At 70.4% G+C, this 24,551-nt stretch carries 18 protein-coding genes and 2 pseudogenes; 2 read left to right on the plus strand and 18 right to left on the minus strand.

Features of this window, described 5'->3' with window-relative positions; all coding sequences use genetic code 11:
- Positions 1–94: 94 nt before the first annotated feature.
- The 10 genes and pseudogenes from ACYVMZ_RS06285 to ACYVMZ_RS06330 all read right to left on the minus strand — a co-directional run.
- Positions 95–376: pseudogene (locus tag ACYVMZ_RS06285) on the minus strand (D-inositol-3-phosphate glycosyltransferase); the annotation flags it as partial.
- Entirely contained in the window at positions 373–1,233 is an 861-nt protein-coding gene (gene fdhD / locus ACYVMZ_RS06290; RefSeq protein WP_461076397.1) for a formate dehydrogenase accessory sulfurtransferase FdhD, read from the minus strand. The gene fdhD and the pseudogene ACYVMZ_RS06285, both read right to left, overlap by 4 nt.
- Before the next feature lie 220 nt (positions 1,234–1,453).
- Positions 1,454–2,836, minus strand: a complete 1,383-nt coding sequence (locus tag ACYVMZ_RS06295) for an L-serine ammonia-lyase (protein WP_461076399.1) — start codon at positions 2,834–2,836, stop codon at positions 1,454–1,456.
- Positions 2,837–2,903: 67 nt separating this feature from the next.
- Positions 2,904–4,163, minus strand: coding sequence for a serine hydroxymethyltransferase (glyA, locus tag ACYVMZ_RS06300; protein ID WP_461076401.1), 1,260 nt, complete (start codon positions 4,161–4,163; stop codon positions 2,904–2,906).
- The gene (gcvH, locus tag ACYVMZ_RS06305) at positions 4,160–4,594 is read right to left on the minus strand and encodes a glycine cleavage system protein GcvH (RefSeq protein WP_461076403.1); all 435 of its coding nucleotides are present in this window, start codon (positions 4,592–4,594) and stop codon (positions 4,160–4,162) included. Before gcvH ends, glyA begins: the two co-directional genes overlap by 4 nt.
- Positions 4,591–5,772, minus strand: coding sequence for an NAD(P)/FAD-dependent oxidoreductase (locus ACYVMZ_RS06310; RefSeq protein WP_461076405.1), 1,182 nt, complete (start codon positions 5,770–5,772; stop codon positions 4,591–4,593). Before ACYVMZ_RS06310 ends, gcvH begins: the two co-directional genes overlap by 4 nt.
- Positions 5,773–5,994: 222 nt before the next feature.
- A complete protein-coding gene (locus ACYVMZ_RS06315; protein WP_461076407.1) occupies positions 5,995–7,128 on the minus strand; it encodes an aromatic ring-hydroxylating oxygenase subunit alpha in 1,134 nt (377 codons plus the stop codon).
- Positions 7,129–7,148: 20 nt separating this feature from the next.
- Positions 7,149–8,297, minus strand: a complete 1,149-nt coding sequence (gene solA / locus ACYVMZ_RS06320) for an N-methyl-L-tryptophan oxidase (RefSeq protein ID WP_461076409.1) — start codon at positions 8,295–8,297, stop codon at positions 7,149–7,151.
- A 63-nt stretch (positions 8,298–8,360) separates the two neighbouring features.
- Positions 8,361–9,029: a glycine cleavage T C-terminal barrel domain-containing protein gene (locus ACYVMZ_RS06325; protein WP_461076411.1), complete on the minus strand. Its 669-nt coding sequence runs from the start codon at positions 9,027–9,029 to the stop codon at positions 8,361–8,363.
- Positions 9,026–10,111, minus strand: a complete 1,086-nt coding sequence (locus ACYVMZ_RS06330; RefSeq protein WP_461076413.1) for an S-(hydroxymethyl)mycothiol dehydrogenase — start codon at positions 10,109–10,111, stop codon at positions 9,026–9,028. Before ACYVMZ_RS06330 ends, ACYVMZ_RS06325 begins: the two co-directional genes overlap by 4 nt.
- A gap of 302 nt (positions 10,112–10,413) precedes the next feature.
- Between ACYVMZ_RS06330 and purU the strand changes: the two are divergent.
- Both purU and ACYVMZ_RS06340 read left to right on the plus strand, forming a co-directional pair.
- Positions 10,414–10,515 (plus strand): annotated as a pseudogene (gene purU, locus ACYVMZ_RS06335) (formyltetrahydrofolate deformylase); the annotation flags it as partial.
- A gap of 100 nt (positions 10,516–10,615) precedes the next feature.
- A complete protein-coding gene (locus ACYVMZ_RS06340; protein ID WP_461076415.1) occupies positions 10,616–11,413 on the plus strand; it encodes an IclR family transcriptional regulator in 798 nt (265 codons plus the stop codon).
- Positions 11,414–11,737: 324 nt separating this feature from the next.
- Here ACYVMZ_RS06340 and ACYVMZ_RS06345 read toward each other — a convergent pair whose 3' ends face one another.
- From ACYVMZ_RS06345 to ACYVMZ_RS06380, 8 genes are all read right to left on the minus strand, one after another.
- Positions 11,738–12,340 carry a sarcosine oxidase subunit gamma gene (locus tag ACYVMZ_RS06345; RefSeq protein ID WP_461076417.1) on the minus strand — a complete coding sequence of 201 codons (603 nt, stop codon included), beginning with the start codon at positions 12,338–12,340 and terminating at the stop codon, positions 11,738–11,740.
- A complete protein-coding gene (locus ACYVMZ_RS06350; protein WP_461076419.1) occupies positions 12,333–15,569 on the minus strand; it encodes a sarcosine oxidase subunit alpha family protein in 3,237 nt (1,078 codons plus the stop codon). The genes ACYVMZ_RS06345 and ACYVMZ_RS06350 overlap by 8 nt, the downstream gene beginning before the upstream one ends.
- 11 nt (positions 15,570–15,580) lie before the next feature.
- Positions 15,581–16,813, minus strand: coding sequence for a sarcosine oxidase subunit beta family protein (locus tag ACYVMZ_RS06355; protein WP_461076421.1), 1,233 nt, complete (start codon positions 16,811–16,813; stop codon positions 15,581–15,583).
- Between the two features lie 70 nt (positions 16,814–16,883).
- A complete protein-coding gene (locus ACYVMZ_RS06360) occupies positions 16,884–17,744 on the minus strand; it encodes a bifunctional methylenetetrahydrofolate dehydrogenase/methenyltetrahydrofolate cyclohydrolase (protein WP_461076423.1) in 861 nt (286 codons plus the stop codon).
- Positions 17,745–17,780: 36 nt separating this feature from the next.
- Entirely contained in the window at positions 17,781–20,219 is a 2,439-nt protein-coding gene (locus ACYVMZ_RS06365; protein ID WP_461076425.1) for a GcvT family protein, read from the minus strand.
- A 225-nt stretch (positions 20,220–20,444) separates the two neighbouring features.
- On the minus strand, positions 20,445–21,431 hold the full coding sequence (locus tag ACYVMZ_RS06370) for an ABC transporter substrate-binding protein (protein ID WP_461076427.1): 987 nt from the start codon (positions 21,429–21,431) through the stop codon (positions 20,445–20,447).
- 13 nt (positions 21,432–21,444) lie between these two features.
- Positions 21,445–23,454: an ABC transporter permease gene (locus tag ACYVMZ_RS06375; RefSeq protein ID WP_461076429.1), complete on the minus strand. Its 2,010-nt coding sequence runs from the start codon at positions 23,452–23,454 to the stop codon at positions 21,445–21,447.
- A complete protein-coding gene (locus ACYVMZ_RS06380) occupies positions 23,454–24,539 on the minus strand; it encodes a quaternary amine ABC transporter ATP-binding protein (RefSeq protein ID WP_461076431.1) in 1,086 nt (361 codons plus the stop codon). The genes ACYVMZ_RS06375 and ACYVMZ_RS06380 overlap by 1 nt, the downstream gene beginning before the upstream one ends.
- Between the last annotated feature and the right edge of the window lie 12 nt (positions 24,540–24,551).

Below are 24,551 nucleotides of genomic sequence, written 5' to 3' on the forward strand. Positions count from 1 at the left end.
CAGTGCGGTCAAGAGGGTGTCTAACTCGGTCGTCACAACCCGATGTTGGACACCCTCCCCACGGCTGAGAACCCCGCATTCGGAACTACTCGTCTAGCTCGACGACGGGCGGGAGTGCGGCGGAGGTGGCCCGGGTGAAGATCTCCACCTCGATGTCGATGGCGGCGAGGCGCCTGGCGAGCTCGACGATGTAGACGTTCATACCGCCGGCGTCTCCGGTGCCGGGCTGGTGCAGCGGTGAGGTGTGCACGCTGAGCATCGCGACGCGGCCGGGGCGGTTGTGAGCGCCGGGCGGCCGCAATCGGCGCGGGCCGACGAGGGTGTTGCCGTGGGTGGGGCTGTGGGTACGGCTGTGGAGCCCTTCGAGCCGGGTCACGTACTGGCTCCTGCCGTTGCCCCGGCTTGCAGATCGAGGCGCTGTTCGCCCGCGTACACGTTCATGGAGCCGCCGCGCAGGAAGCCGACGAGCGTGAGCCCCGTCTCCGCTGCCAGGTCCACGGCGAGAGAGGACGGCGCCGAGACCGCCGCCAGCACCGGGATGCCCGCCATGACCGCCTTCTGCGCCAGCTCGAAGGAGGCCCGCCCGGACACCAGCAAAATGCTCCGGGACAGCGGCAGTTGGCCGGACTGCAGCGCGCGGCCGATCAGCTTGTCGACGGCGTTGTGCCGGCCGACGTCCTCCCGCAGGTCCAGCAGTTCGCCCTCGGGCGAGAACAACCCGGCGGCATGCAGTCCACCCGTCCGTTCGAACACCCGCTGCGCGGCCCGTAGTTGGTCCGGCAGGACCGCCAGCAGTCCGGGGGTGACCCGAACCGGGGGCATGTCGGCGATCGGCCATCGCGCGGTGGTCCGTACGGCGTCCAGGCTGGCCTTGCCGCACAGACCGCACGATGACGTCGTGTACACGTTGCGCTCGAGCGTGATGTCGGGCACCGGCACGCCGGGGGCGAGCTGCACGTCGACGACGTTGTACGTGTTCGCACCTCCCCCACTCGTGGCACCGGCGCAGTACACGATGTTCGCCACTTCCTCGGCCCGGCCCACGACGCCCTCGCTGACCAGGAACCCGGCGGCGAGCGCGAAGTCGTCCCCGGGCGTGCGCATCGTGATCGCCAGCGGCTTGCCGCCGAGCCGGATCTCCAGCGGCTCCTCTGCCACCAAGGTGTCCGGGCGCGTGCTCAGCGCGCCGTCCCGGATCCGCAGCACGCGCCGTCGCTCGGTGACCCGTCCCATGGCTCACTCCCAGTTCTTTGTGTGGATCTCGTTCCGCTCTACGCCTGGGGCGTCATCCCCCGATGACCGACATCGGCCGGACGGGCTGACCGGGGCGCAGCAGCGGCTCGCCGCCGGTGAAGCGAACCTCCCGGTGAGCGAGACCCGCAGGTCGGTGGCTACGCGACCGAAGGCGCCGATGAGCATGGCTGCGGCCCTTTCTCCTGATCCGCCCACCTCCTCAGCACTCGATGACGTTGACGGCGAGTCCGCCGCGCGCGGTCTCCTTGTACTTGACCTTCATGTCGGCGCCGGTCTCCTTCATGGTCTTGATGACCTTGTCGAGGGAGACGTGGTGGCGGCCGTCGCCGCGCAGGGCCATCCGTGCGGCGGTCACGGCCTTGACCGCGGCCATGCCGTTGCGCTCGATGCACGGGATCTGGACGAGACCGCCGACCGGGTCGCAGGTGAGGCCGAGGTTGTGCTCCATGCCGATCTCGGCGGCGTTCTCCACCTGTTCGGGACTGCCGCCGAGGACCTCGGCGAGACCACCGGCGGCCATCGAGCAGGCCGATCCGACCTCGCCCTGGCAACCGACCTCGGCGCCGGAGATGGAGGCGTTCTCTTTGAAAAGCATGCCGATGGCGCCCGCCGCGAGCAGGAAGCGGACGATGCCGTCGTCGTCGGCGCCCGGCACGAAGTCGAGGTAGTAGTGCAGGACGGCGGGGATGATGCCCGCGGCGCCGTTCGTCGGGGCGGTGACGACCCGGCCGCCCGCCGCGTTCTCCTCGTTCACCGCCATCGCGTAGAGGGTCACCCACTCCATGGCGCGCCCCGCCGGGTCGCCCTCGCCGCGCAGCTGCCGGGCCACCGCCGCGGCGCGCCGACGGACCTTCAGACCGCCGGGAAGAATGCCCTCACGGCCCATCCCCCGTGCGACACATGCCTCCATGACCCGCCAGATCTCCAGCAGGCCCGCGCGGATCTCCTCCTCGGTGCGCCAGGCCTTCTCGTTCTCCAGCATCAACGCGGAAATCGACAGGCCGGTCTCCCGGGAGAGCCGCAGCAGCTCGTCGCCGGTGCGGAACGGGTGGGCCGGCACCGTGTCGTCGGGTTTGATCCGGTCCGCGCCGACCGCGTCCTCGTCGACCACGAAGCCGCCGCCCACGGAGTAGTACGTCTTCTCCAGCAGCGGCACGCCGTCGGTGTCGTACGCGAAGAGGATCATGCCGTTGGCGTGGTACGGCAGCGCGCGCCGGCGGTGCAGGACCAGCTGGGTCGAGACGTCGAAGTCGATCTCGTGGGCCGGGCCGATCTCGGCGCCGAGGAGGCGGATGCGCCCGGTGCTGCGGATCCGCTCGACGTCCAGGTCGGCCTGGGCGACGTCGACCGTGTGCGGCTCGTTGCCCTCCAGGCCGAGCAGGACCGCCTTGGGGGTGCCGTGGCCGTGGCCGGTGGCACCGAGGGAGCCGAAGAGTTCCGCCCGTACCGCGGCGGTCTGGGCGAGCACGCCGTCCTGCTTCAGCCGGGCCACGAACATCCCGGCGGCGCGCATCGGGCCGACGGTGTGCGAGCTGGACGGGCCGATGCCTATGGAGAACAGGTCGAAGACGCTGATTGCCACGCCATACTCCGGGGGTTGAAGGGGCGTGCCGAGTGGTCACGGGCACGCCCCTGCGGGAGGTTGTCACTTACAGGCCGGGGTAGAGCGGGTGCTTGTCGGCCAGGGCCTTCACCCGGGCCTTGAGCGCTTCCGCGTCGTAGGACGGCTTCAGCGCCTCGGCGATGACGTCCGCGACCTCGGCGAAGTCCTCGGCCGTGAAGCCTCGGGTGGCGAGGGCGGGCGTGCCGATGCGCAGGCCCGACGTGACCATCGGCGGGCGCGGGTCGTTCGGGACGGCGTTGCGGTTGACCGTGATGCCGACCTCGTGGAGGCGGTCCTCGGCCTGCCGGCCGTCCAGCTCGGACTCGCGCAGGTCGACGAGGATGAGGTGCACGTCCGTGCCGCCGGACAGGACGTTGACGCCGGCCTCACGGGCGTCGGCGGCCGTCAGGCGCTCGGCGAGGATCTGCGCGCCCTCGACGGTACGGCGCTGACGCTCCTTGAACTCCTGCGAGGCGGCGACCTTGAAGGAGACCGCCTTGGCCGCGATCACATGCTCCAGGGGGCCGCCCTGGAAGCCCGGGAAGACGGAGGAGTTCAGCTTCTTCGCGAAGTCCTTCTTCGCCAGGATGATTCCGCCGCGCGGGCCGCCCAGTGTCTTGTGGGTGGTGGAGGTGACGACGTCCGCGTGCTCGACGGGGTTGGGATGCAGACCCGCGGCCACCAGACCCGCGAAGTGCGCCATGTCGACCCACAGGTACGCCTCGACCTCGTCGGCGATCCGGCGGAACTCGGCGAAGTCCAGCTGCCGCGGGTACGCCGACCAGCCAGCGATGATCACCTTCGGCCGGTGCTCCTTGGCGAGCCGCTCGACCTCGGCCATGTCGACCAGGCCGGTGGCGGAGTCCACGTGGTACGGGACGACCTCGAACTGCTTGCCCGAGAAGTTGATCTTCATCCCGTGGGTGAGGTGGCCACCGTGGGCCAGGTCCAGGCCCAGGATGGTGTCGCCGGGCTGGGCCAGCGCGAACAGGGCGGCCTGGTTGGCGGAGGCGCCCGAGTGCGGCTGGACGTTGGCGTACTCGGCGCCGAACAGCTCCTTCACCCGGTCGATGGCGATCTGCTCGGCCACATCGACGTGCTCGCAGCCGCCGTAGTAACGGCGGCCCGGGTAGCCCTCGGCGTACTTGTTGGTCAGGACCGAGCCCTGCGCCTCCATGACCGCGACCGGCGCGAAGTTCTCCGAGGCGATCATCTCCAGCGTGGACTGCTGGCGCTCCAACTCGGCGTCGACCGCGGCGGCGACCTCGGGGTCGAGCTCGTGCAGCGGCTGGTTGAACAGGGTCATCGGCGGTCTCCTTGGGTGTGGGCGCAGTGGGCGGCGTAGGCATCGGCGGACAGCGCGCCGGCGATGTTCTCGACCCGTAGCCGGAACAGCCAGCCGCCGGTGTAAGGGGCGGCGCTGACGACACCGGGGTCGTCGGCCAGCGCGGTGTTGACTTCCAGGACCCGGCCCGAGGCGGGGGCGTACAAGCCGCTGACGGCTGTCAGTGACGCGATCTCTCCACAGCTCTCCCCCGCCTCGACCCAGGTACCGACCTTGGGCAGCCGGAGGTCGACGACGTCACCGAGGGCCTGCGCCGCGAACGCGGTGATCCCGACCGTGGCGTTGCCCTCGTCCACGACCAGCCACTCGTGGTCCCAGGTGTAACGCAGGTGCCGCGGAATGCTGATGGCGGTCTCCCCTGTGTGCAGAGGGAGTTGCAGCGGGGAGCTCATGAGACGGCGGCCGCGGCGGCGGGGACGAGGGTGCGGCGGAGCCGGTTGAAGAACTTCGGCTGGTTGAGCGAGAGCACGGCGACGGGGGTGCCCTCGCGCCGGTAGACGGCCGTGAAGGAACGGCTGTCGATGTCACCCTCGACGACTTCGGGCTGGGCGCCGGGGGCGACGTGTCCGGCGAGCTGGATGCGCACCTGGTACTGGTCGGACCAGAAGTACGGTGCGGTGAGCGGGGCAGGGGCCGCCACACCGGTCAGCAGCGTGCGGGCGGCGGTCCTCGCCTGCTCGGTGGCGTTGCTCCAGTGCTCGATGCGGGCGTGCCGTCCGGTGAACGGGTTGGGGCAGCGGGCGACGTCACCGACGGCGACCACGCCCGGCACACCGGTCGAGCAACCGGCGTCGCACACCACACCGTCGTCCACCTGCACGCCGGAACCGGCGAGCCAGTCGGTGGCGGGCTTGACACCCACCCCGACCACGACGATGTCGGCGGGCAGCACCCGCCCGTCCGCCAGCCGTACGCCCGTGACCCGGCCCTCGCCGATGAGTCCCGCCACACCGGTTCCGCGCAGCAGGCGAACCCCGTGATCGCTATGGAGCGAGGAGCACACCAGCCCCATCTCGCGCCCCAGTTGGCGTTCCAGCGGTACGTCGAGCGCCTCGACGACGGTGACCTGGAGCCCGAGCCCGTGGGCGGTGGACGCCACCTCGGCGCCGATGAAACCGGCGCCGATGACGACGACCCTGGGCAGGCCGTCCAGCAACTCGGTGCGGAGGGCCAGAGCGTCGTCCAGGGTGCGCAGGGTGTGGACGCCGGCCAACCCGTCCGTGCCGGGGAGCATCCGGGGACTGGCGCCGGTCGCGACGACGACCCCGTCGGTGCGCACATGCCGTCCGCCGGCCAGGGTGATGGTCCGGGCGACGGGGTCGAGCCGCACCGCGCGCTCGCCGAGCAGCCACTGCACGTCCAGGTCCTCGTATTCGCTCGCGTCGCCGAGCGCGAGCGCGTCGGCCTCGAGGTCGCCTTTGAGGAAGTCCTTGGACAGCGGCGGGCGGTCGTAGGGAGTGTGGCGCTCCTCCCCCACGACGACGATCTCGCCGTCGTAGCCCTCTGCGCGCAGCGCGCGGACCGTGCTCAGGCCTGCCAGCGACGCTCCGACGACGGTGATGCTCCTCATGCCGGCTCCAGACGGGGAGTTGTCTCACATAACACAACGACATTCGCTATACGCAACATGCTTTCCGCGGGATGCGGGGCTTGTCAAGAGAGGGGCCGTACATCAATTTCTGATGACGCTCAAGGCTGCGCATTTCGCAGCGGAAGCCCCACCCCAATGCCCGTCCACCTGCCGGAGGGGCCGCAACAGCAGGTGGACGGGCGGTACTGGGGGTGGGGAGGGTCAGTGCGTGGGCCGCACCTCGAGCTTGTGCTGCAGCCAGGTGTGGAATTCGCCGATGTGGTGCTCGCTGGGCACCAGGACGCCACCCTTGGCGTACGCCTTCGAGCTCATCGCCGGCTGGGTGCGCTCACAGGCGTCGAAGTCCTGTTGGTTGACCCGGTGGAACAGCTCCACCGAACGGTTCACGTGCTTGCCGCTCTCCACGACGTGCGGCAGATACAGCCAGTCGCACTCGACGACCGTGCGGTCGGGGGCCATCGGGTACATCCGGTGGAAGATCACGTGGTCGGGCACGAGGTTGATGAAGACCTGCGGCCGGACGGTGATGGCGTAGTAGCGGCGGTCCTGGTCCTCGGCGACGCCCGGGATGCGGTCCAGGCCCTCGGAGCCGTCGACGGTGAAGCCCTGGACGTCCTCGCCGAACTCGGCGCCGTGGCCCACGTAGTACTGGGCCGCGTAGCCGTCCGCGAACTCCGGCAGGACTTCGGTGAGTTCCGGGTGGATGGTGGCGCAGTGGTAGCACTCCATGAAGTTCTCGATGATGAGCTTCCAGTTGGCCTTCACGTCGTAGGTGATGCGGCGGCCCACCTTCAGGTCGTCGATCCCGTAGCGCTCGATCGACTCGAGGTCGCCCAGCCGCTCGACGACCGCGCCCATCACGTCCGCCTCGAAGGAGGGCGGGTTGTCGGCCAGGCACACCCACACATAACCGAGCCACTCCCGTACATGGACGTTGATCAGGCCGTACTCGGTCCGGTCGATGTCGGGCATCGACGTCAGGTTGGGCGCGGCGACCAGCTTGCCGTCCAGGCCGTAGGTCCAGGCGTGGTACGGGCACTGGAAGGCGCGCTTGACCTCGCCGGACTCCTCCGTGCACAGCTTGGCCCCGCGGTGCCGGCAGATGTTCAGGAACGCCTTGATCGAGCCGTCCCGTGAGCGGGTGACCAGCACGCTCTCGCGTCCCACCTGGTAGGTGCGGAAGGCGCCGGGCTTGGCCAGCTCGGGGGCACGGGCCACGCAGAACCACATGGCCTCGAAGACCCGCTCCTGCTCCTGGGCGAAGACCTCGGGGTCGGTGTAGTACTCGCCGGACAGCGTGGGGATCAGGCTGGGCGGCAGGTTCGTGATGGTCATCGTGTCACCTTCGGACGATGTCAGACGCGCACGCGGCGGGGGTCGAACAGGGCGATGGGGTGGTCGGTGGTGCCTTCGGTCGCCAGGTCGGCGAGGATCTCGCCGACGACGGGGACGAACTTGAAGCCGTGGCCGGAGAATCCGCAGGCCACGGTCACCTGCGGGTGCTCGGGGTGCTGGGCGAGGACGAAGTGCTCGTCCGGGGTGTTGGCGTACATGCAGGCCGCGGCCTTGAGGAAGCGGCCGGGCAGGGAGGGGATGCGCGGGCGCAGGTACTCGGCCATGGCCGCGATCTCGTCCGGGTGGATCCGGCGGTCGAGGGTGTCGGGGTCGCTGGGGACGCCCTTGCGGAAGAAGGCGACCTTGGCGCCGCCGTCGGGGCCGTCGAGCGAGGGGAAGCCGTAGATCTGGGTGCCGCCCGGGTCCTCCCAGATGTAGACGGGGTGCCGGTCGGCGGTGAACGGGCCGGTTCCGCCTTCTGGTTGGAACCAGTACATGACCTGACGCTCCACCGTCACCCTCACGCCCAGGTCGGTCAGGAGCTTGGGAGCCCAGGCCCCGGGAGCGATGACGAGCCGGTCGGCGGTGTAGGCGCCGCGGTCGGTGACCACCCAGGCCCTGCCGCCCGGGCCGTCGGCCTCCCAGCCGAGGACCATTTCCGCGAAGTGCAGGTCGGCGCCGTGGGCCCGGGCCAGGTCCAGGTGGGCCGTCACGGTCGCCTCGGGCCGGGCGATGCCGGCCTTGCGCTCGTAGAAGGCGACGTCCTCGGCCGCGGGGTTGAAGGTGGGGAAGCGGCGCCGGATGTCGGCGGCGCCCAGGACCTCGTGGTCCAGGCCGAACTCCTGGGCGCTGCGCAGGGTGCCGGCGAAGGCCGTGCTGTCCTCGCGGCCGATCATGAGACCGCCGGTCTCGGTGAAGACCTCGCGTCCGGAGTCGGCGGCCAGCTTCTCCCACAGTTCGTGGGCACGAAGCAGCAGGGGCACGTAGGCCGGGTCCTCGAAGTAGGCCTGCCGGTAGATGCGGGATCCGCCGTGGCTGGAGCCGAGGTTGTGGGCCGGGCCGAAGCGCTCCAGGCCGAGCACGCGCCGGCCGCGGGCGGCGAGGTGACAGGCGGCTGCGCTGCCCATCCCGCCCAGGCCGACGACGATCACGTCGTACGAAGAGGCCATGTGTCCATCTCCTGGGAATCTTGCCGATGAGGGTTCTGGGTTCTGCCGGCGCCCGGTGCCGGTTCAGCGCCGGATGCGGGACATCTCGGGGTCGAACAGGGGCTCGGCGGCGGTGACGGCCGCGATCCTGGCGCCGAAGTACTCGATCTCCACCGGGGTCCCGGGGGCGGCGTGTCCGGCGGGCAGCCAGGCGTACGCGATGGGTGCGCCGATGGTGTAGCCGTAGGCGGCGCTGGTCACATAACCGACCGGGCGGCCGTCCACGTAGACCGGTTCGTGGCCCATCACCACGGACTGCTGGTCCTGGATGACCAGGGGGGGTGAGCCGACGGGTGACCGTCTCGTCGCTGATGCCCTCGAGTGCGGACTTGCCGGTGAAGTGCTCCTTGGTGCGGCGGACGGCGAGGCCGAGGCCGGCCTCGTAAGGGTCGTCAGGCCGTGCGCCGTCTTCCACAGCACGGCGTCGGCCGGGTGGGGCAGGGTCGGCGCTCCGGAGCGGGCGGCCAGGGCCAAAGCGGCGTTGACGTGGTCGTTGTGGGCGGGGGTGCACACGATGGCGACCAGGCGCCGGTTGCCGACGGCGGCGGCGATCGCGTCGGTGTCGTGCGCGGCGTCGATCACGAGGACCTCGTCATCGTTGCCGATCAGCCAGACGTTGTTGTCCACCTCCCAGCTGCCGCCGTCCAGTTGGAAGGTTCCGGAGGTGACCAGGTGCTCGATCCGCGCCGTCACAGGACCACCACCGAGCGCAGCACCTCACCTCGGTGCATCTTGGCGAACGCCGCCTCCACCTCGTCCAGGGCGATCTTCTCGCTCACGAAGTCCTGAAGGTCGAAACGGCCTTGCAGGTAGAGGTCGATCAGGGCGGGGAAGTCCCGGGCGGGCAAGCAGTCGCCGTACCAGGAGGACTTCAGTGCCCCGCCACGGCCGAAGACGTCCAGCAGGGGCAGGTCCACGGTCATCTCCGGCGTGGGGACGCCCACCAGGACGGCGGTGCCGGCCAAGTCGCGGGCGTAGAAGGCCTGCTTGTAGGTCTCGGGGCGGCCCACCGCGTCTACGACGATGTCGGCGCCGAAGCCGCCGGTGAGCTCGCGGATCGCCTCGACGGCGTCGGTCCTGGAGGAGTCGACGGTGTCGGTGGCGCCGAACTGCTCGGCCCACTTCAGCTTCCGCTCGTCGACGTCGACGGCGATGATACGGCCGGCACCGGCCACCTTGGCGCCCGCGATGGCGGCCATGCCCACGCCGCCGCAGCCGATCACCGCGATCGAGTCGCCGCGGCCGACGCCGCCGGTGTTGACCGCCGCGCCGAACCCGGCCATCACACCGCAGCCGAGCAACCCCGCCGCGGCCGGAGAGGCGGTCGCGTCCACCTTGGTGCACTGGCCGGCGGCGACCAGGGTCTTCTCGGCGAAGGCACCGATGCCCAGGGCCGGGGACAGCGCAGTGCCGTCGGTCAGGGTCATCGGCTGGGTGGCGTTGTGGGTGGCGAAGCAGTACCACGGCTTGCCCTTGCGACAGGCCCGGCATGTGCCGCAGACCGCACGCCAGTTGAGTACGACGAAGTCGCCGGGCACGACGCCGGTGACGCCCTCACCGACCGCCTCGACCACGCCTGCGGCCTCATGGCCGAGCAGGAACGGGAACTCGTCGGTGATCCCGCCCTCCCGGTAGTGCAGGTCGGTGTGGCAGACGCCGCAGGCCTGCACCTGCACCAGCGCCTCACCGGGGCCGGGGTCCGGCACCAGGATGGTCTCCACCGAGACCGGGACGCCCTTCTTCCGGGCGACGACGGCGCGTACCTCGTGTGTCAAGGTCGATCTCCTCGTCGAGGGGAGGGCCGAATGCGAGCTTCGGCCTGGTGTTCTGGATGGCGGGAGGACGTCGATCGCTCCCCCGGATTGATCGACGAGCGGAGGGCGAGAACTTCCCTGGGCCCGGGTGAGGACCGAGGCCCCCGCTTGAGTTGCGCAATACACAACTTTCTTCGTTATAAGCAACGAACGACCAAACTGTCTCCCTGCGGACACTCACTGTCAAGGGGCTGGGCGAGCGAACTCGTCATGCCGCGGGAAGCCGGCCGCCGGACACCCACAGGACACGCAGCCGGCCGGCCCCCGGAGAGGTCGGCCGGCTGCGTGTCCTCGCCCGCGCCGTCGAGTGGCACAGCGACAGCCGTGTACTGGTCAACGGGAACTGCACAGTGGTCTTCCGCTGACTGGACGGGCCGTGCGACCATGCGGGCGACCGGATCCCGCCATGGCCGTCGCCTTCCCCGGCCCTGCGCCCCATGGACACCCCCTGCGTATAGTTGCGCTATGAGCAACTACACCGCAGAGAGCGAAACAGCAGGTCCCGCGGTGAACGGGGTGCAGTCCGTCGACCGCGCCGTCAGCGTCCTGGAGATCCTCGCCCAGCGCGGCGAAGCGGGTGTCAGCGAGGTGGCCGCCGAGATCGACGTCCACAAGTCCACGGCGTTCCGTCTGCTCGGCGCGCTGGAGGCGCGCGGCCTGGTCGAGCAGACGGCCGAGCGGGGCAAGTACCGGCTGGGCTTCGGGATCGTGCGCCTGGCCGGCGCGGTCACGGGCCGCCTCGACATCACCCAGCAGGGCCGGCCGGTGTGCGAGCGGCTCAGCGAGGAGATCGGCGAGACGGTCAACATCGCGGTCCTGCAGGAGCACTATGCGGTCAACCTCCACCAGGTACGCGGCCCGGGCGCGGTCGGCACGCACAACTGGGTCGGGCAGCTCACCCCGGTGCACGCCACGTCGAGCGGCAAGATCCTCTTGGCTCACCTCTCGGAGAAGGAGCGCGCCGACGTGCTCGCGGCGTCCGGAATGCAGAAGCTGACGCCGAACACCCTTACCGCCAGGACGAAGCTGGAGAGGAACCTCGCCGAGGCGCGGGAGCGCGGGTACGCGGTGGCGCTGGAGGAACTCGAGATCGGGCTGCACGCCGTGGCGGCCCCGATCCGCTCCCACGACGGCGAGGTCATCGCCGCCCTCAGCGCCTCGGGCCCCACGTACCGCTTCACCGAGGAACGCATCCACGAGCTCGCGCCCGTGCTGATCAGGGGTGCGGAGGAGATCAGCCGCCGGATGGGCTACCTGGGCTGAGCCTCCCCTGGCCCGGCCAGGGGGCTCAGCGCGACGACGGCTGTGCCGGCGCTGTCGTAGAGGGCGTTCGCCTGCATGCCCTGCTGCGAGGGTTGTTCGCCTTGGAGCTCGGGGCTTCGGTTCGACGGCGACTGCGGGTTGTCGGTGGTCGGGCGCGCAGTTCCCCGCGCCGCTTTGGTCGGCTGCAGCGCCGTAGGCCGTCGCGTGGAGGCCCTGGCGTCCGGCTTTCGATGCCGTATGACGAGACTTGTTGCACAAAGCCCTGTGGGAGCCCCTCGGCGGAGCTCCCACAGGGGTGACGGGGCCGGGCCCCGGTGAGGTCGCTCAGATGTACTCGGTCGCCGCGTCGAGCAACCAGTCCGCCAGATAGCCGGCGAACGACGAACGGACCAGGACCCAGAATCCGGCCCTGGGTTCGTCCCGGGCGACCAGGACGACCTGCGTGCGGCCCAGGGTGGTCTGGGCGCATCGTCCGGGGCCGAAGACCCGCGGGTGCAGGTCCAGGGCGCAGCCGTGGGCCAGCAGATCGCGGGCACGGGGGCCCGTGACGACGAGCGTGGTGCGCTGCGCGGAGACGTCGGTGACCGAGACGGGCTCGTCTCCCGCGGCCTTACGGATCCGGCTCTCCAGCTCCCGCTCGCTCCCCGGCGATCCCACCAGCAGCCACTCGTCCGGACCGAGCCACAGCGCGGTCAACTCGCCCGCGTGTACGACCGTGTTGGGCTGGAGAGGCAGTGGGAGGTCCAGTGCGAGGCCGACGGCTTCGGCCGCCGTTCCCTTGGCGTCGAGGCGGACGTTGATCTGGGCCAGGAAGGGAAGTTCGGCCAGCCGGATCGCACCCCCGGACGTGCGTGTCGCGGCGGCCAGGCGGTCGGCGGCATGCGCCAGGGGGCTGCGGAGCGGGGCGGTCAGGGCGGTGTCAGCCATCGCGGCGGGCTCCCTCGGGGTCGTAGAGGACGGGGCTTGCGACGGTCACCGGGACCAGTCGGTCGCCGACGGGGGCGTACAGCCGCTCGCCGATGCGGTCCCGGCCGCCCTTGATCAGGGCGAGCGCGAAGGTCCGGCCGAGGGCCGCGCTGCGATAGCTGGAGGTGACGTGGCCGAGCATGGGGACGGGCGGCGCGGGCAGCACACTGTCGGCGACCAGGTGCGTGCCCTCCGGGAGGAAGGTGCCCGGGTCCTCGGGGAGGAGGCCGACCAGGTGCTTGCGGTCGGGGCGGGCGGTGTCCGCGCGGGCGTAGGACCGCTTGCCGATGAAGTCCGGCTTCTTCTTCGACACCACCCAGCTCATGCCGAGGTCCTGGGGAGTGACCGTGCCGTCGGTGTCCTGGCCGATGATCGGGTAGCCCTTCTCGGCCCGCAGGACGTGCATGGTCTCGGTGCCGTAGGGGGTGATGCCGTACGGGGCGCCGGCCTCGTACAACGCCTCCCAGAGGGCGAGGGCCCGCCAGGGCGAGACATTGATCTCGTAGGCGAGTTCGCCGGAGAAGCTGATCCGGCACACCCTGGCCTCGATGCCCGCGACGGTCGTCTCCCGCCAGGCCATGAACGGGAAGTCGTCGTTGGACACGGCCAGTCGGGGGGCGAGCGAGCCCAGGACGTCGCGGGAGCGGGGGCCGACCAGGGCGACCGTGGCCCACTGCTCGGTCACGGACGTGCAGTGGACCTTCAGCTCGGGCCACTCGGTCTGGAGCCACTCCTCCATCCAGTCCAGTACGGCGGCGGCGTTGCCCGTCGTCGTGGTGACCAGGAAGCGGTCCTGGGCGACGCGGATGACCGTGCCGTCGTCGAAGACCATGCCGTCCGGGCGGCACATGACGCCGTAGCGGATCATGCCGACCTTCAGGGTGCTCATCATGTTGGTGTAGAGCCGGTCGAGGAAGACGCCGGCGTGCGGACCCTGCACATCGATCTTGCCGAGGGTGGAGGCGTCCATGAAGGCCACGCTCTCGCGGGCCGCCCGGCACTCGCGCAGCACGGCGGCCTCCATGCCCTCGCCGTCCTGCGGGTAGTACCAGGGGCGCTTCCACTGGCCGACGTTCTCGAACAGGGCGCCGTGCGCGACATGCCACTCGTGGAGGGCGGTCGTGCGGACCGGATCGCTCAGCGCGCCTCGGTCGCGGCCGGCGAGGGCGGCGAAGGAGACGGGGGTGTACGGCGGCCGGAATGTGGGCAGGCCGAGCGCCGAGATGTCCACGCCGAGCAGTTCGGCGACGACGCCGCTGGCCAGGACGCCGGAAGTCTTGCCCTGGTCGTTGGCGGTGCCGGCCGTGGTGTACCGCTTGGTGTGCTCGACCGAGCGCAGGCCGGCGCCGGTCGCACGGGTCAGGTCGTCGACGGTGACGTCGCGTTGGAGGTCGACGAAACGGGGGGCGTCCGAGGCACCCGGAACGACGTACACGTGCATCGGTGGCGTCTGCCGCGGCTGCGCGGCCACCTCCGGGAGGCGGGGCGCCTCGGGCGTGTAACCCTCGGCCTCGACGGCGCGGGCACCGGCGGCCGCGCCCTGCGCCAGGACCGTGGCCGGGTCGAGGACACCGCTCGCACTGCCCACGACCTCGACCGCCTGGCGGCAGGTGTCGGGGACGAAGGAGCCCAGCATGTCGTCGTAGCGCAGCTTGCCGCCCGACTGGCTGAACAGGTGCGCCACCGGATTCCAGCCGCCGGAGACCAGCAGCAGGTCGGCGGCGAACTCCCGCTGCCCCGCCGACTGTCCGTACGGGGCGACGGTCACGGCGGTGAGCCGCGTGTCGCCTTCCGTGCCGGTGACGGCGTGGCCGGGCAGGACCTCGATGCCGGCCGCCCTCGCGCGCTCGGCCCACTCCCCCGGTTCGGGGCGGGTGTCGACGATCGCCGTGATGGCCAGGCCCGCCGCGGTGAGGTCCAGCGCCGCGGCGTAGGCGCTGTCGTTGGTGGTGAACACGACCGCGTGGCGGCCCGGGAGGACGCCGTGGCGGTTGACGTACGTGCGGGCCGAGGCGGCCAGCATCACTCCGGGGCGGTCGTTGTCCGCGAAGGCCAGCGAGCGCTCGTGGGCACCCGTGGCGAGGACGACACGGCGGGCGCGGATGCGCCAGACGCGTTCGCGGGAGACGTTCTCGGGGGCCTGGGCGCCGAGGTGGTTGGTGCGGCGCTCGACGGCGAGGAGGTGGTTGTCGTCGTAGTAGCCGAAGACGGTGGTACGGCGCAGGACGCGGACCTCCGGGGCGGTGTCGAGCTGCCCGGTGATCTCCTGTACCCAGTCGAGGTGTTCGGCCGTGCCCAGGAGGCTGCCGCCCAGTTCCGGCTGGTCGTCGGCGAGGATGACGCGCGCGCCGCTTCTCGCTGCCGCCGCCGCGGCCGCGAGGCCGGCCGGGCCCGCGCCGACGACCAGGAGGTCGCAGTGGGCGTGTACGGCGTCGTAGCGGGCGGGGTCCGGGTCGGTGGCGAGGCGGCCCTGGCCGGGGAGGCTGGTCGCCACGAGGCCGTCGTAGAGCTCGACGGTCGTCGCGGGCAGCATCGGCTCGGGGAAGGGCTCCTCGATCTGGACGACCGCGTTGGGCTCCTCCACGCCGGCGGAGAAGATGCCGCGGGGGCGGCCGAGCTTGATGCTGGTGCCGGCCTGGATGACGCCGTTGGCGAGGAGGGCGGAGGCGAGGGTGTCGCCTCGGTAGCCCTGGTATTCGGTGCCGTCGAAGGTGAAGGTGAGGGGGGTGTCGCGGTCGATTCGGCCGCGGGTCGCGTGGCGGAACGGCTGGGTTGCCGCGCCCCCGCCGCCCCTACCCGTCCCGTCCTGAAGGGGCTCCGCCCCCTGGACCCCCGTCGGCCCCGAAAGGGCCTCGTCCTCAAACTCCCCCAGAGGGGGGACCCCCAGACGGGCTGAGAACACTGGCCTCGGCTCAAGAGTCGCCGGGCGCTCCTCCCCCGCCCGGTACACCGCCAGGACCTCGTTCGTCGACGTGTCCCGCACCGCGTTGAACCAGCGGCGGCAGCCCGCCGCGTGGCTCCAGCGCTCGGCGAAGGGGCCCTTCGGGTTGTCGCGGAAGAACAGGTACCGGGCCCACTCCTCGTCACTGAGGGACGCCGGGTCCTCCGGGTAGGGCACGTGGGCCTGACCGCCGTAGTGGAACTCGGCCTCGTCGCGGGGCCCGCACCACGGGCAGGGGATGAGCAGCATGGATCGGCTCCCTAGTGGGCCACCGCGGCCGCGCCGTGCTCGTCGACGAGCGCGCCGGTGGTGAAACGGTCGAGCGAGAAGGGGGCGTTGAGCGGGTGAGGGCTGTCGTGGGCGATGGTGTGCGCGTAGACCCAGCCGACGCCCGGGGTGGCCTTGAAACCGCCGGTTCCCCAGCCGCAGTTGAGGTAGAGGTTGTCGACGGGGGTGAGCCCGATGATCGGCGAGGCGTCGGGGCTGACGTCGACGATGCCGCCCCAGGTGCGCAGGACGTGGGCGCGGGCGAAGACCGGGAAGAGCTCCAGGGCCGCCGACATCTGCTCTTCGATGATGTGGAAGGCGCCGCGCTGGGTGTAGGAGTTGTACGAGTCGATGCCCGCGCCCATCACCAGCTCGCCCTTGTGCGCCTGGCTGACGTACACGTGGACGGCGTTGGACATGACGACCGTCGGGTGCACCGGCTCCAGGAGCTCCGAGACCAGGGCCTGCAAGGGGTGGCTCTGGAGGGGGAGTTCGATGCCCGCCATGGCGGCGAGGACCGAGGTGTGGCCCGCCGAGCAGAGCGCCACCTTGCCCGCCGCGATGGGGCCGAGGTTCGTCCGGACGCCGACCACCCGGTTGCCGACCACATCCAGGCCGGTGACCTCGCAGTTCTGGATGATGTCGATGCCCGCCGCGTCCGCCGACCGGGCCAGGCCCCAGGCGACGTGGTCGTGCTTGGCGATGCCGGCGCGCGGCTGGTAGGTGGCGCCCAGGACCGGGTAGCGCACGTCCGGTGAGATGTTGACGATCGGGCAGACGTCCTTGACGCCGTCCGCGTCGAGCCACTCCGCGTCCACGCCGTTGAGACGGTTCGCCTCCACGCGACGCACACTGTCGCGGACGTCCTGCAGGCTGTGCGCGAGGTTGAGCACGCCGCGCTGCGAGAAGAGGATCGGGTAGTCGAGTTCCTCGGCCAGCCCCTCCCACAGCTTGAGCGCGTGCTCGTAGATGCCGGCGCTCTCGTCCCACAGGTAGTTGGAGCGGATGATCGTGGTGTTGCGGGCCATGTTGCCGCCCGCGAGCCAGCCCTTCTCCAGCACGGCGACATTGGTGATGCCGTGGTTCTTCGCCAGGTAGTGGGCGGTCGCCAGGCCGTGTCCGCCGCCGCCGACGATCACTACGTCGTACGACCGCTTCGGCTCCGGCGTACGCCACAGCCAGTCGGGGTGGTCGGGGAGGTCGGCGCCGGGGGTGCGGGGGCTCATCGGACGTCTCCGTCTTCTGACAGGTCTTCTGAACGGTGCGGATACCGCGGGTACTTGGGGATTGCGGCGTTCATGCGGCGGTGGCGTTCCTCTCGGCGGCCTCGACGACGTTGGCGAGCAACATCGCCCGGGTCATGGGGCCCACGCCCCCGGGCATGGGGGCGAGCCATCCGGCGACCTGGGCGGCGTCCGGGTGCACATCGCCGACCAGCCCGTGGTCGGAGCGGGTGATACCGACGTCCAGGACCGCCGCACCGGGGCGCAGCATGTCCTTCGTGACCAGCCCGGGCGAGCCGGCGGCCGCGACGACGATGTCCGCCTCGCGTACGTGCCAGGCCAGGCCCTTGGTGCCGGTGTGGCAGAGGGTCACGGTGGCGTTCTCGGAGCGGCGGGTGAGGAGGAGGCCGATGGGGCGTCCGACCGTGATGCCCCGGCCGATCACGCACACCCGCGCCCCGGCGATCGGCACGTCGTGGCGGCGGAGCAGTTCGACGATGCCGCGCGGGGTGCACGGCAGCGGGGCCTCGACGCCCAGGACGAGCCGGCCGAGGTTGACGGGGTGCAGGCCGTCGGCGTCCTTGGCCGGGTCCATGCGCTCCAGCACGGCGTTCGCGTCCAGATGGCGCGGGAGCGGGAGCTGAACGATGTAGCCGGTACAGGCCGGATCGGCGTTGAGCTCGTCGATGACGTCCTCGACCTGCCGCTGGCTCGCGTCGGAGGGCAGCTCCCGACGGATCGAGGCGATGCCCACCTGCGCGCAGTCCCTGTGCTTGCCGCCCACATAGGCACGGCTGCCGGGGTCGTCACCGACCAGGACCGTACCGAGACCGGGCGGCCGACCACCATTCGCGGTCAACTTGGCCACGCGCTCGGCGAGTTCGCGGCGAATGTCGGCGGCGGTCGCCTTGCCGTCGAGCAGCTGTGCGTTCACCGGCGGTGTTCCTTCCCTCGGAGTCGACGCTGGGTGTCAGCCACGGAGGCGGGACATGGTGGGGTCGAACAGGGGCTCCTCGGCGACGACCGCCTCGATGCGCTGGTCGAAGTAGCCGATACGCACGGGCGTACCGGGCGTGGCCAGCTCCGCCGGGAGCCACGCGTAGGCGATGCCCTTGCCGATCGTGTAGCCGTAGGCGGCGCTGGTGACGTAGCCGACGGCGCGGTCGCCGTCGTACACCGGCTCCTTGCCCATGACGACCGACCGCGGGTCGTCGATGGTGAGGCAGGTCAGCCTGCGCCGCACGTTTTCCTTACGGCGCTCCAGCGCGGCCTTGCCGATGAAGTCGTCCTTGTCGAGCTTGACGGCGAAGCCGACGCCGGCCTCGTAGGGGTCGTGCTCGTAGGTCATGTCGGTGCCGAAGGAGCGGTAGCCCTTCTCCAGCCGGAGGCTGTTGAAGGCGCCGCGGCCCGCGATGACGCCGCCGAGGGGCCCCGCCGCCTGCCACAGGGTGTCCCACAGCTTCAGGCCCTGGTCGGCGGTGGTGTAGAGCTCCCAGCCGAGCTCGCCGACGTACGACAGCCTCATCGCGGTGACCGGGACGCTGCCGATGTAGGCGCGCTTGGCGCGGAAGTACTTCAGGCCGTCGTTCGAGAAGTCCTCGTCCGTCAGGGGTTGCAGGACCTTGCGGGCGAGCGGGCCCCACAGGCCGATGCAGCAGGTGCCGGGGGTGATGTCGCGGACCTGGACCGTGCCGTCGGCGGGGAGGTGGCGGCTGAACCAGTCGAGGTCCAGGTTGCCGTTGGCGCCGACCTGGAAGAGGTCGCGGGCGAGGCGGGCGACGGTGATGTCGCTGCGGATGCCGCCGTCGTGGTCGAGGAGCAGGGTGTACGTGACCGAGCCGACGGACTTGGCGACCTTGCCGGTGCACAGGCGCTCCAGGAAGGCGGCGGCACCGGGACCGGTCACCTCCAGGCGCTTGAGGGCCGTCATGTCGTACATCGCGACGGTCTCGCGGGTGACCTGGGCCTCGGCGCCGACGACGGGCGACCAGAACTGGGCCGCCCAGTCGTTGGGCATGGGGATGCTGCGGCCTTCGACGAGGCGCGCGTTGGCCTCGTACCACTGCGGGCGCTCCCAGCCGTTCGCCTCCAGGAAGAAGGCGCCCAGCTCCTGCTGGCGGGTGTGGAAGGGGCTGGTGCGGATCGGGCGCGGGTCGCCCGAGGGCTGGAGGGGGTGGAGGATGTCGTAGACCTCGACGAAGTTCTGGCAGTCGCGGGCCAGGACGTACTCCGGGGACAGCTGGTGCGGCTCGAAGCGGTTGACGTCGCACTCGTGCAGGTCGAAGGACGTGCAGTGGCCGTCGACCAGCCATTCGGCCATCGCCCGGCCCACGCCCGCGGAGTGGGTGACCCACACGGCCTCGGCGACCCAGAATCCCTTGACGTCCGGGGACTCGCCGAGGAGCGGGAAGTTGTCGGTGGTGAAGGAGAACAGGCCGTTGATGCCCTCCTCGACCTTCGCCTCCTTGGTCGCGGGGAGCAGCGACTGGGTCTCGGTCCAGGCGTCGGCGAAGTCCTCCTCGGTGAACTTCAGGACCGACGGCATCTGGTCGGCCTCGTCCACGGAGAGGATGTCGTCGGCGGAGATGGGCATCGGGCGGTGGCCGTAGTAGCCGATGCCCAGGCCGTCGAAGCGGTCGCGGTAGTAGAGGTCGGCGTCCTGGTGGCGCAGGATCGGGCGGACCGCCTCCTCGGTCTGGCCGGCCAGGGCCGGGACAGGGCCGGTCCAGGCCAACTGGTGGGCGAGCGGGGTGAGCGGGAGGTTCATGCCGACCATGCGGGCGATCTTCGGGCCCCAGATGCCGGCGCAGCACACGACGATGTCGGCGGGGATCTCGCCCTGGTCGGTCAGGACACCGGTCACTTCGCCATCTGCCTGGATTACGTCGAGGACCTCGTGGCGGGGGAGGAATCGGACGCCGCGCTCGGTGGCCCGGCGGATCTGCGCCTCGACGGCGAGGACGGCCTTGGCGAGGCCGTCGGTCGGGATGAGGAGGCCGCCGAGGACCTTGTCGCGGTTGACCAGCGGGTGCTGCTCGACGCACTCGTCGGAGGTCAGGATGCGGGACTCGATGCCCCAGGCCGTGATCCAGCCGTGGCGGCGGTGCAGTTCCGCGAGGCGCTCCGGGGTGGTCGCCACTTCCAGCCCGCCGACCTGCAGGAAGCAGGGCTTGCCGTCGACGTCGAGGGAGCAGAACTTCTCGACGGTGTAGCGGGCCAGCTCGGTCATGGTCTTGGAGGAGTTCGTCTGGAAGACCAGGCCCGGGGCGTGCGAGGTCGAGCCTCCGGTGGCGGGGAGCGGGCCCTGGTCGACCACGGTCACCTCGGTCCAGCCTCGCGCGGAGATCTCGTCCGCGAGTGCCGCGCCAACGACTCCCGCTCCGATGATGACCACTCGGGGTCCCGCCATCGCCGCACCTCCGGTTTGATAACCAGTCGAGCCGATCCAGTTGCCGTGTGCGCAACTTGATTCAGGTTGCGCAACTCAATGTGCCTGTCGCACAGGTGGGTGTCAAGGGTCCTGAGACCTCGGAAAACGGGCCGGAACACGGCAATGCCCGGTGGGCGGAGCGCGCGGGGTGCGCACCGCCCACCGGGCATGTTCCGACCGGCTTCCTGCTCCCGGCTTCCGGCGCTACTTGAGCCAGGCGTCCACCTTGTCGCGGTTGGCCTCGACCCACTTCTTCGCCGCCGCCTCGGGGGTCATCTTGTCCACCGCGATGTACTTCGCCACGACGTTCTGGTCGTCGTTCGTCCAGCTGAAGTTCTTCACCAGGTCATAGGCCGGGCTGCCCGACTTGGCGAACTTCGCACTGACGATCTTGTCCAGCTTGTACACGGGGTAGTCGCAGTCGACCTTCTCCGCGTCGGCGTCGCAGCCCGCCTTGTACTCGGGCAGCTTGACCTTCTTGAGCGGCACCTCGGACATGAACCACTGCGGCTCGTAGAAGTAGCCGATCACCCATTCCTTGTCCTTCTCCGCCTTGCGGAAGGCCTGGATGAGGGCGGTCTCGCTGCCCGCGTACACCACCTTGTAGTTGAGCTTCAGGTTCTTCACCAGGGCCTCGTCGTTGGTGACGAACGACGGGTCACCGTCGAGGAGTTGGCCCTTGCCGCCGGACTCGGAGGTCTTGAACTGGGCCGCGTACTTGTTGAGGTTCTTCCAGTCGAGGATGTCCGGGTGCTCCTTGGCCAGCCACGGCGGCACGTACCAGCCGATGAGGCCTTCGTTGCCGGTCGGGCCGGCGTCGACGGCGGTCTTCTGGCCTGTGATGTACTTCTTCTTCAGGTCGTCGTGACCCCAGTTCTCGACGACGGCGTCGACCTCGCCCGTCCCGAAGCCCTGCCAGGCGATCTCTTCCTTCAGGTCCTTCTTGGTCACCTTGCAGCCGAGGTCGTGCTCCGCGACGTAGGCGATGACCGCCGCGTTGGCCTCGTAGCCCACCCAGGGGTTGACCGCGAGGTTGAAGGTGCCGCACTTGCCGGAGCTGCCCGAGCCGCCGGCCTCCGAGGAGCTGTCACCGACCTTCGCGCCGCCGCAGGCGGTGAGGGTGATCCCGAGGACAGCCACGCCCGCTATGCCGGCCGCGCCGACTCTCCGTTGTCTTGCTTGCCTTGCCATGGTCAGTTGCTCCTTACGCGCTGGTACGCCGCGCCGCTGCCTGAGTGATCCGGTCGAACATGACTCCGAGAAGGACGATGGCCAGCCCCGCGGCGAGCCCCTTCCCGTACAGCTGTCCCTGCGAGAAGCCGGCCACGACGTCGTAACCGAGGGCGCCCGCGCCTACCAGGCCGCCCACCACAACCATCGACAGCACGTAGATCAGGCCCTGGTTGGTCGCGAGAGTCAGGGCGCCGCGTGCCATCGGCAGTTGGACCTTGGTGATGATCTGCCAGGTGTTGCACCCGGCAGAGGTGGCCGCCTCCACCGTGGTGGCGGGCACATTCCGTACGCCGTCCGCGATGATCTTCATGGCGACGGGAGCCGCGTAGACGACGGCGGCGACGATCGCCGTGAAGCGGGTCGCGCCGAACAGCGCGAGGAACGGCACGAGATACACGAACGGCGGCATGACCTGTGCGGCGTCCAGGCTGGGCCTGAGCAGCCGGTCCACGAGCGCGCTGCGCCCCATCCACACGCCGAAGACGATGCCGAGCAGCATCACGAGCACCGTGGCGACGAGGGTCGACGCCAGCGTCGTCATGCTGTCCGACCACACGCCGGTGCCGACCAGCAGGCCCACGCACACGGCCGTGGTGAGGCCGGCGCGCCAGCCGCCGAGCACCACGGCGAGCGCGATCAGCGCCGCGCCGACGAGCCACCAGGGGGAGTCCGTGAGCAGTGCCTGGAACGGGTTGAGCAGGCCGTTGGTGATGGCGTCACGGAAGGCGTTGGTGATGCCCGACAGGTTGTCCTGCACCCAGGTGGTCACGCTGTCCGCCGTGCTCGAGATGGTGCTGCCGGTGCCCCCCTCGCCGGGGAACTCCGCCCCCCACACGTAGGTGTGGGACAGGTAGACCAGGACAGCCGTGACCGCCGCGCCCACCCCCAGCAGCGGGCGTCGCCATGCCAGGAAGCGGTTCTTCGAACGCCGGGCCGCCTCCTCGCGTGCGCTCGCCGCGGTGGTGACCCGGTCCAGCACGATGGCCATGACCACGATGGCCAGACCCGCGTTGAAGGCCGTGCCGACGTCGAGCGTCTGGAGTGCCTGGATGACGGTCTTGCCGAGGCCGGGCGCGTCGATCAGGGCGGCGATGGTCACCATGGCCAGGGCGGCCATGATGGTCTGGTTCACGCCCATGACCACGGTCCGCTTGGACATCGGCAGCAGCACCTTCGTCAGGGCCTGCCGTCGGGTGGCACCCAGCGAGTCGGCCGCCTCGACCGTGGTCTTGGGGACGGAACGGATGGCGTGCGCTGTGATGCGGATCGCGGGCGGCGCCGCGTAGATCAGGGTGGCGATGGTGGCGGAGGCCGGGCCGATGAGGAAGAACAGGGTCAGCGGGGCCAGATAGACGAAGGTCGGCATCGTCTGCATGAAGTCCAGGAAGGGTGTCACGACCCGGTTGAACCGGTCGGACAGCCCCGCCCACACACCCAGCGGAATCGCGAACAGCAGCGCCACGAACACCGCGGAGAGGGTGAGGGCCAGAGTGTCCATGCTCTCCTGCCACAGACCCTGCAGCCCCAGGAAGGTGAAGCCGGCCACCGCCAGCAGCGCGACCCTCCAGTTGCCCACGGCCCAGGAGACATAGCCCGCGATGCCGACGACACCGAGCCACCCGATCTGCGGGACGGGCCGGTCGGCGGAGGGCTGCGAGATCAGCTCCTGAACGAAGGTCACCAGGGTGTCGATGACCAGGCGGATCTCGTTGAAGAAGTACAGGAACAGCGGGTTGGAGTTGCGGTTCGCGCCGATCGAGTCGTTGACGTCGTTGAACCACCGGTGCAGATCGGTCAGGTCCGCCGCCGCCAGGGCGAGGGTCTGCTTCCCGCGCAGCAGGGCGAAGAGCACCAGCCAGACGAGAAGGATCGCGGCCACCACCATGGACCGGTTGACCCTGCGCTCGCTCTTGACGGGAGCGGCCGGCTCCACGGCCTGGGTCTTCTCCGGTTTCTCTGTCTTCTCCACGGCGACGGTCATCACGCGCCGCCTTCCCGCCCGGCGACCACCGCGAGGATCTCCTCGTCGCCGACGATGCCGAGCAGCTCGCCGTTCTCGACGACCTTGACCGGCTTGTCCGCCGCCAGTACCGCCCGGGTGGCCTCCTTCACCACGACGTCCGGGCCCAGCTCGGGACCGTCCAGGGCGTCGCCGTCCTCCAGTGGGCGCATGATCCACCGCAGGGTGAGCACGTCGCCGCGCGGCACATCCTTCACGAACTCGCGCACGTAGTCGTCCGCCGGGGCGCCCACCAGCTCGTCGCCGGTGCCGCACTGGACCATCTTGCCGTCGCGCATGATCAGGATGCGGTCGCCCAGCTTGAGCGCCTCGGAGAGGTCGTGGGTGATGAACACCATCGTCTTGCCGACCTCGTGGTGCAGGCGGATGACCTCGTTCTGCATGTCGCGCCGGATCAGCGGGTCGAGCGCCGAGAACGGCTCGTCGAAGAAGAGCACGTCCGGATCACCGGCCAGCGCACGGGCCAGGCCGACGCGCTGCTGCATACCGCCGGACAGCTGGTCGGGGTAGGAGTTCTCGTAGCCCGCGAGGCCCACCAGCTCGATGATCTCTTGCGCCCGCCGGGTGCGCTCCGTCCTGCCCATGCCCCGGATCTCCAGACCGAACGCCACATTGTCGACGACGCGGCGGTGGGGCAGCAGACCGAAGTGCTGGAAGACCATGGAGAACTTCCGCCGCCGCAGATCGCGCAGGCGCTTGGCGTCCGCCTCGCGGATGTCCTCGCCCTCGAAGACGATCTCACCGGCGGTGGGTTCGATCAGCCGGGTCAGACATCGCACCAGCGTGGACTTGCCCGAACCGGACAGGCCCATGACGACGAAGACCTCGCCGGGCGAGACGTCGAAGTGGACGTCTCGTACGGCAGCCGTGCATCCGGTGCGGTCCATGAGCTCGCGGCGGGTGAGCCCGCGCAGCTCCCCGGAATCCGGCACCTGGCCGGCCTTCGGCCCGAACACCTTCCACAGCCTGCGCACGGATATGACCGGGGTGGGACCCGAGTCCTGGGGCGTGCCGCGCCGCTGCGGCACCTCGGTCTGTGTGGTCACGTTCGACCTTCT

The sequence above is a fragment of the Streptomyces deserti genome, assembly GCF_054782695.1.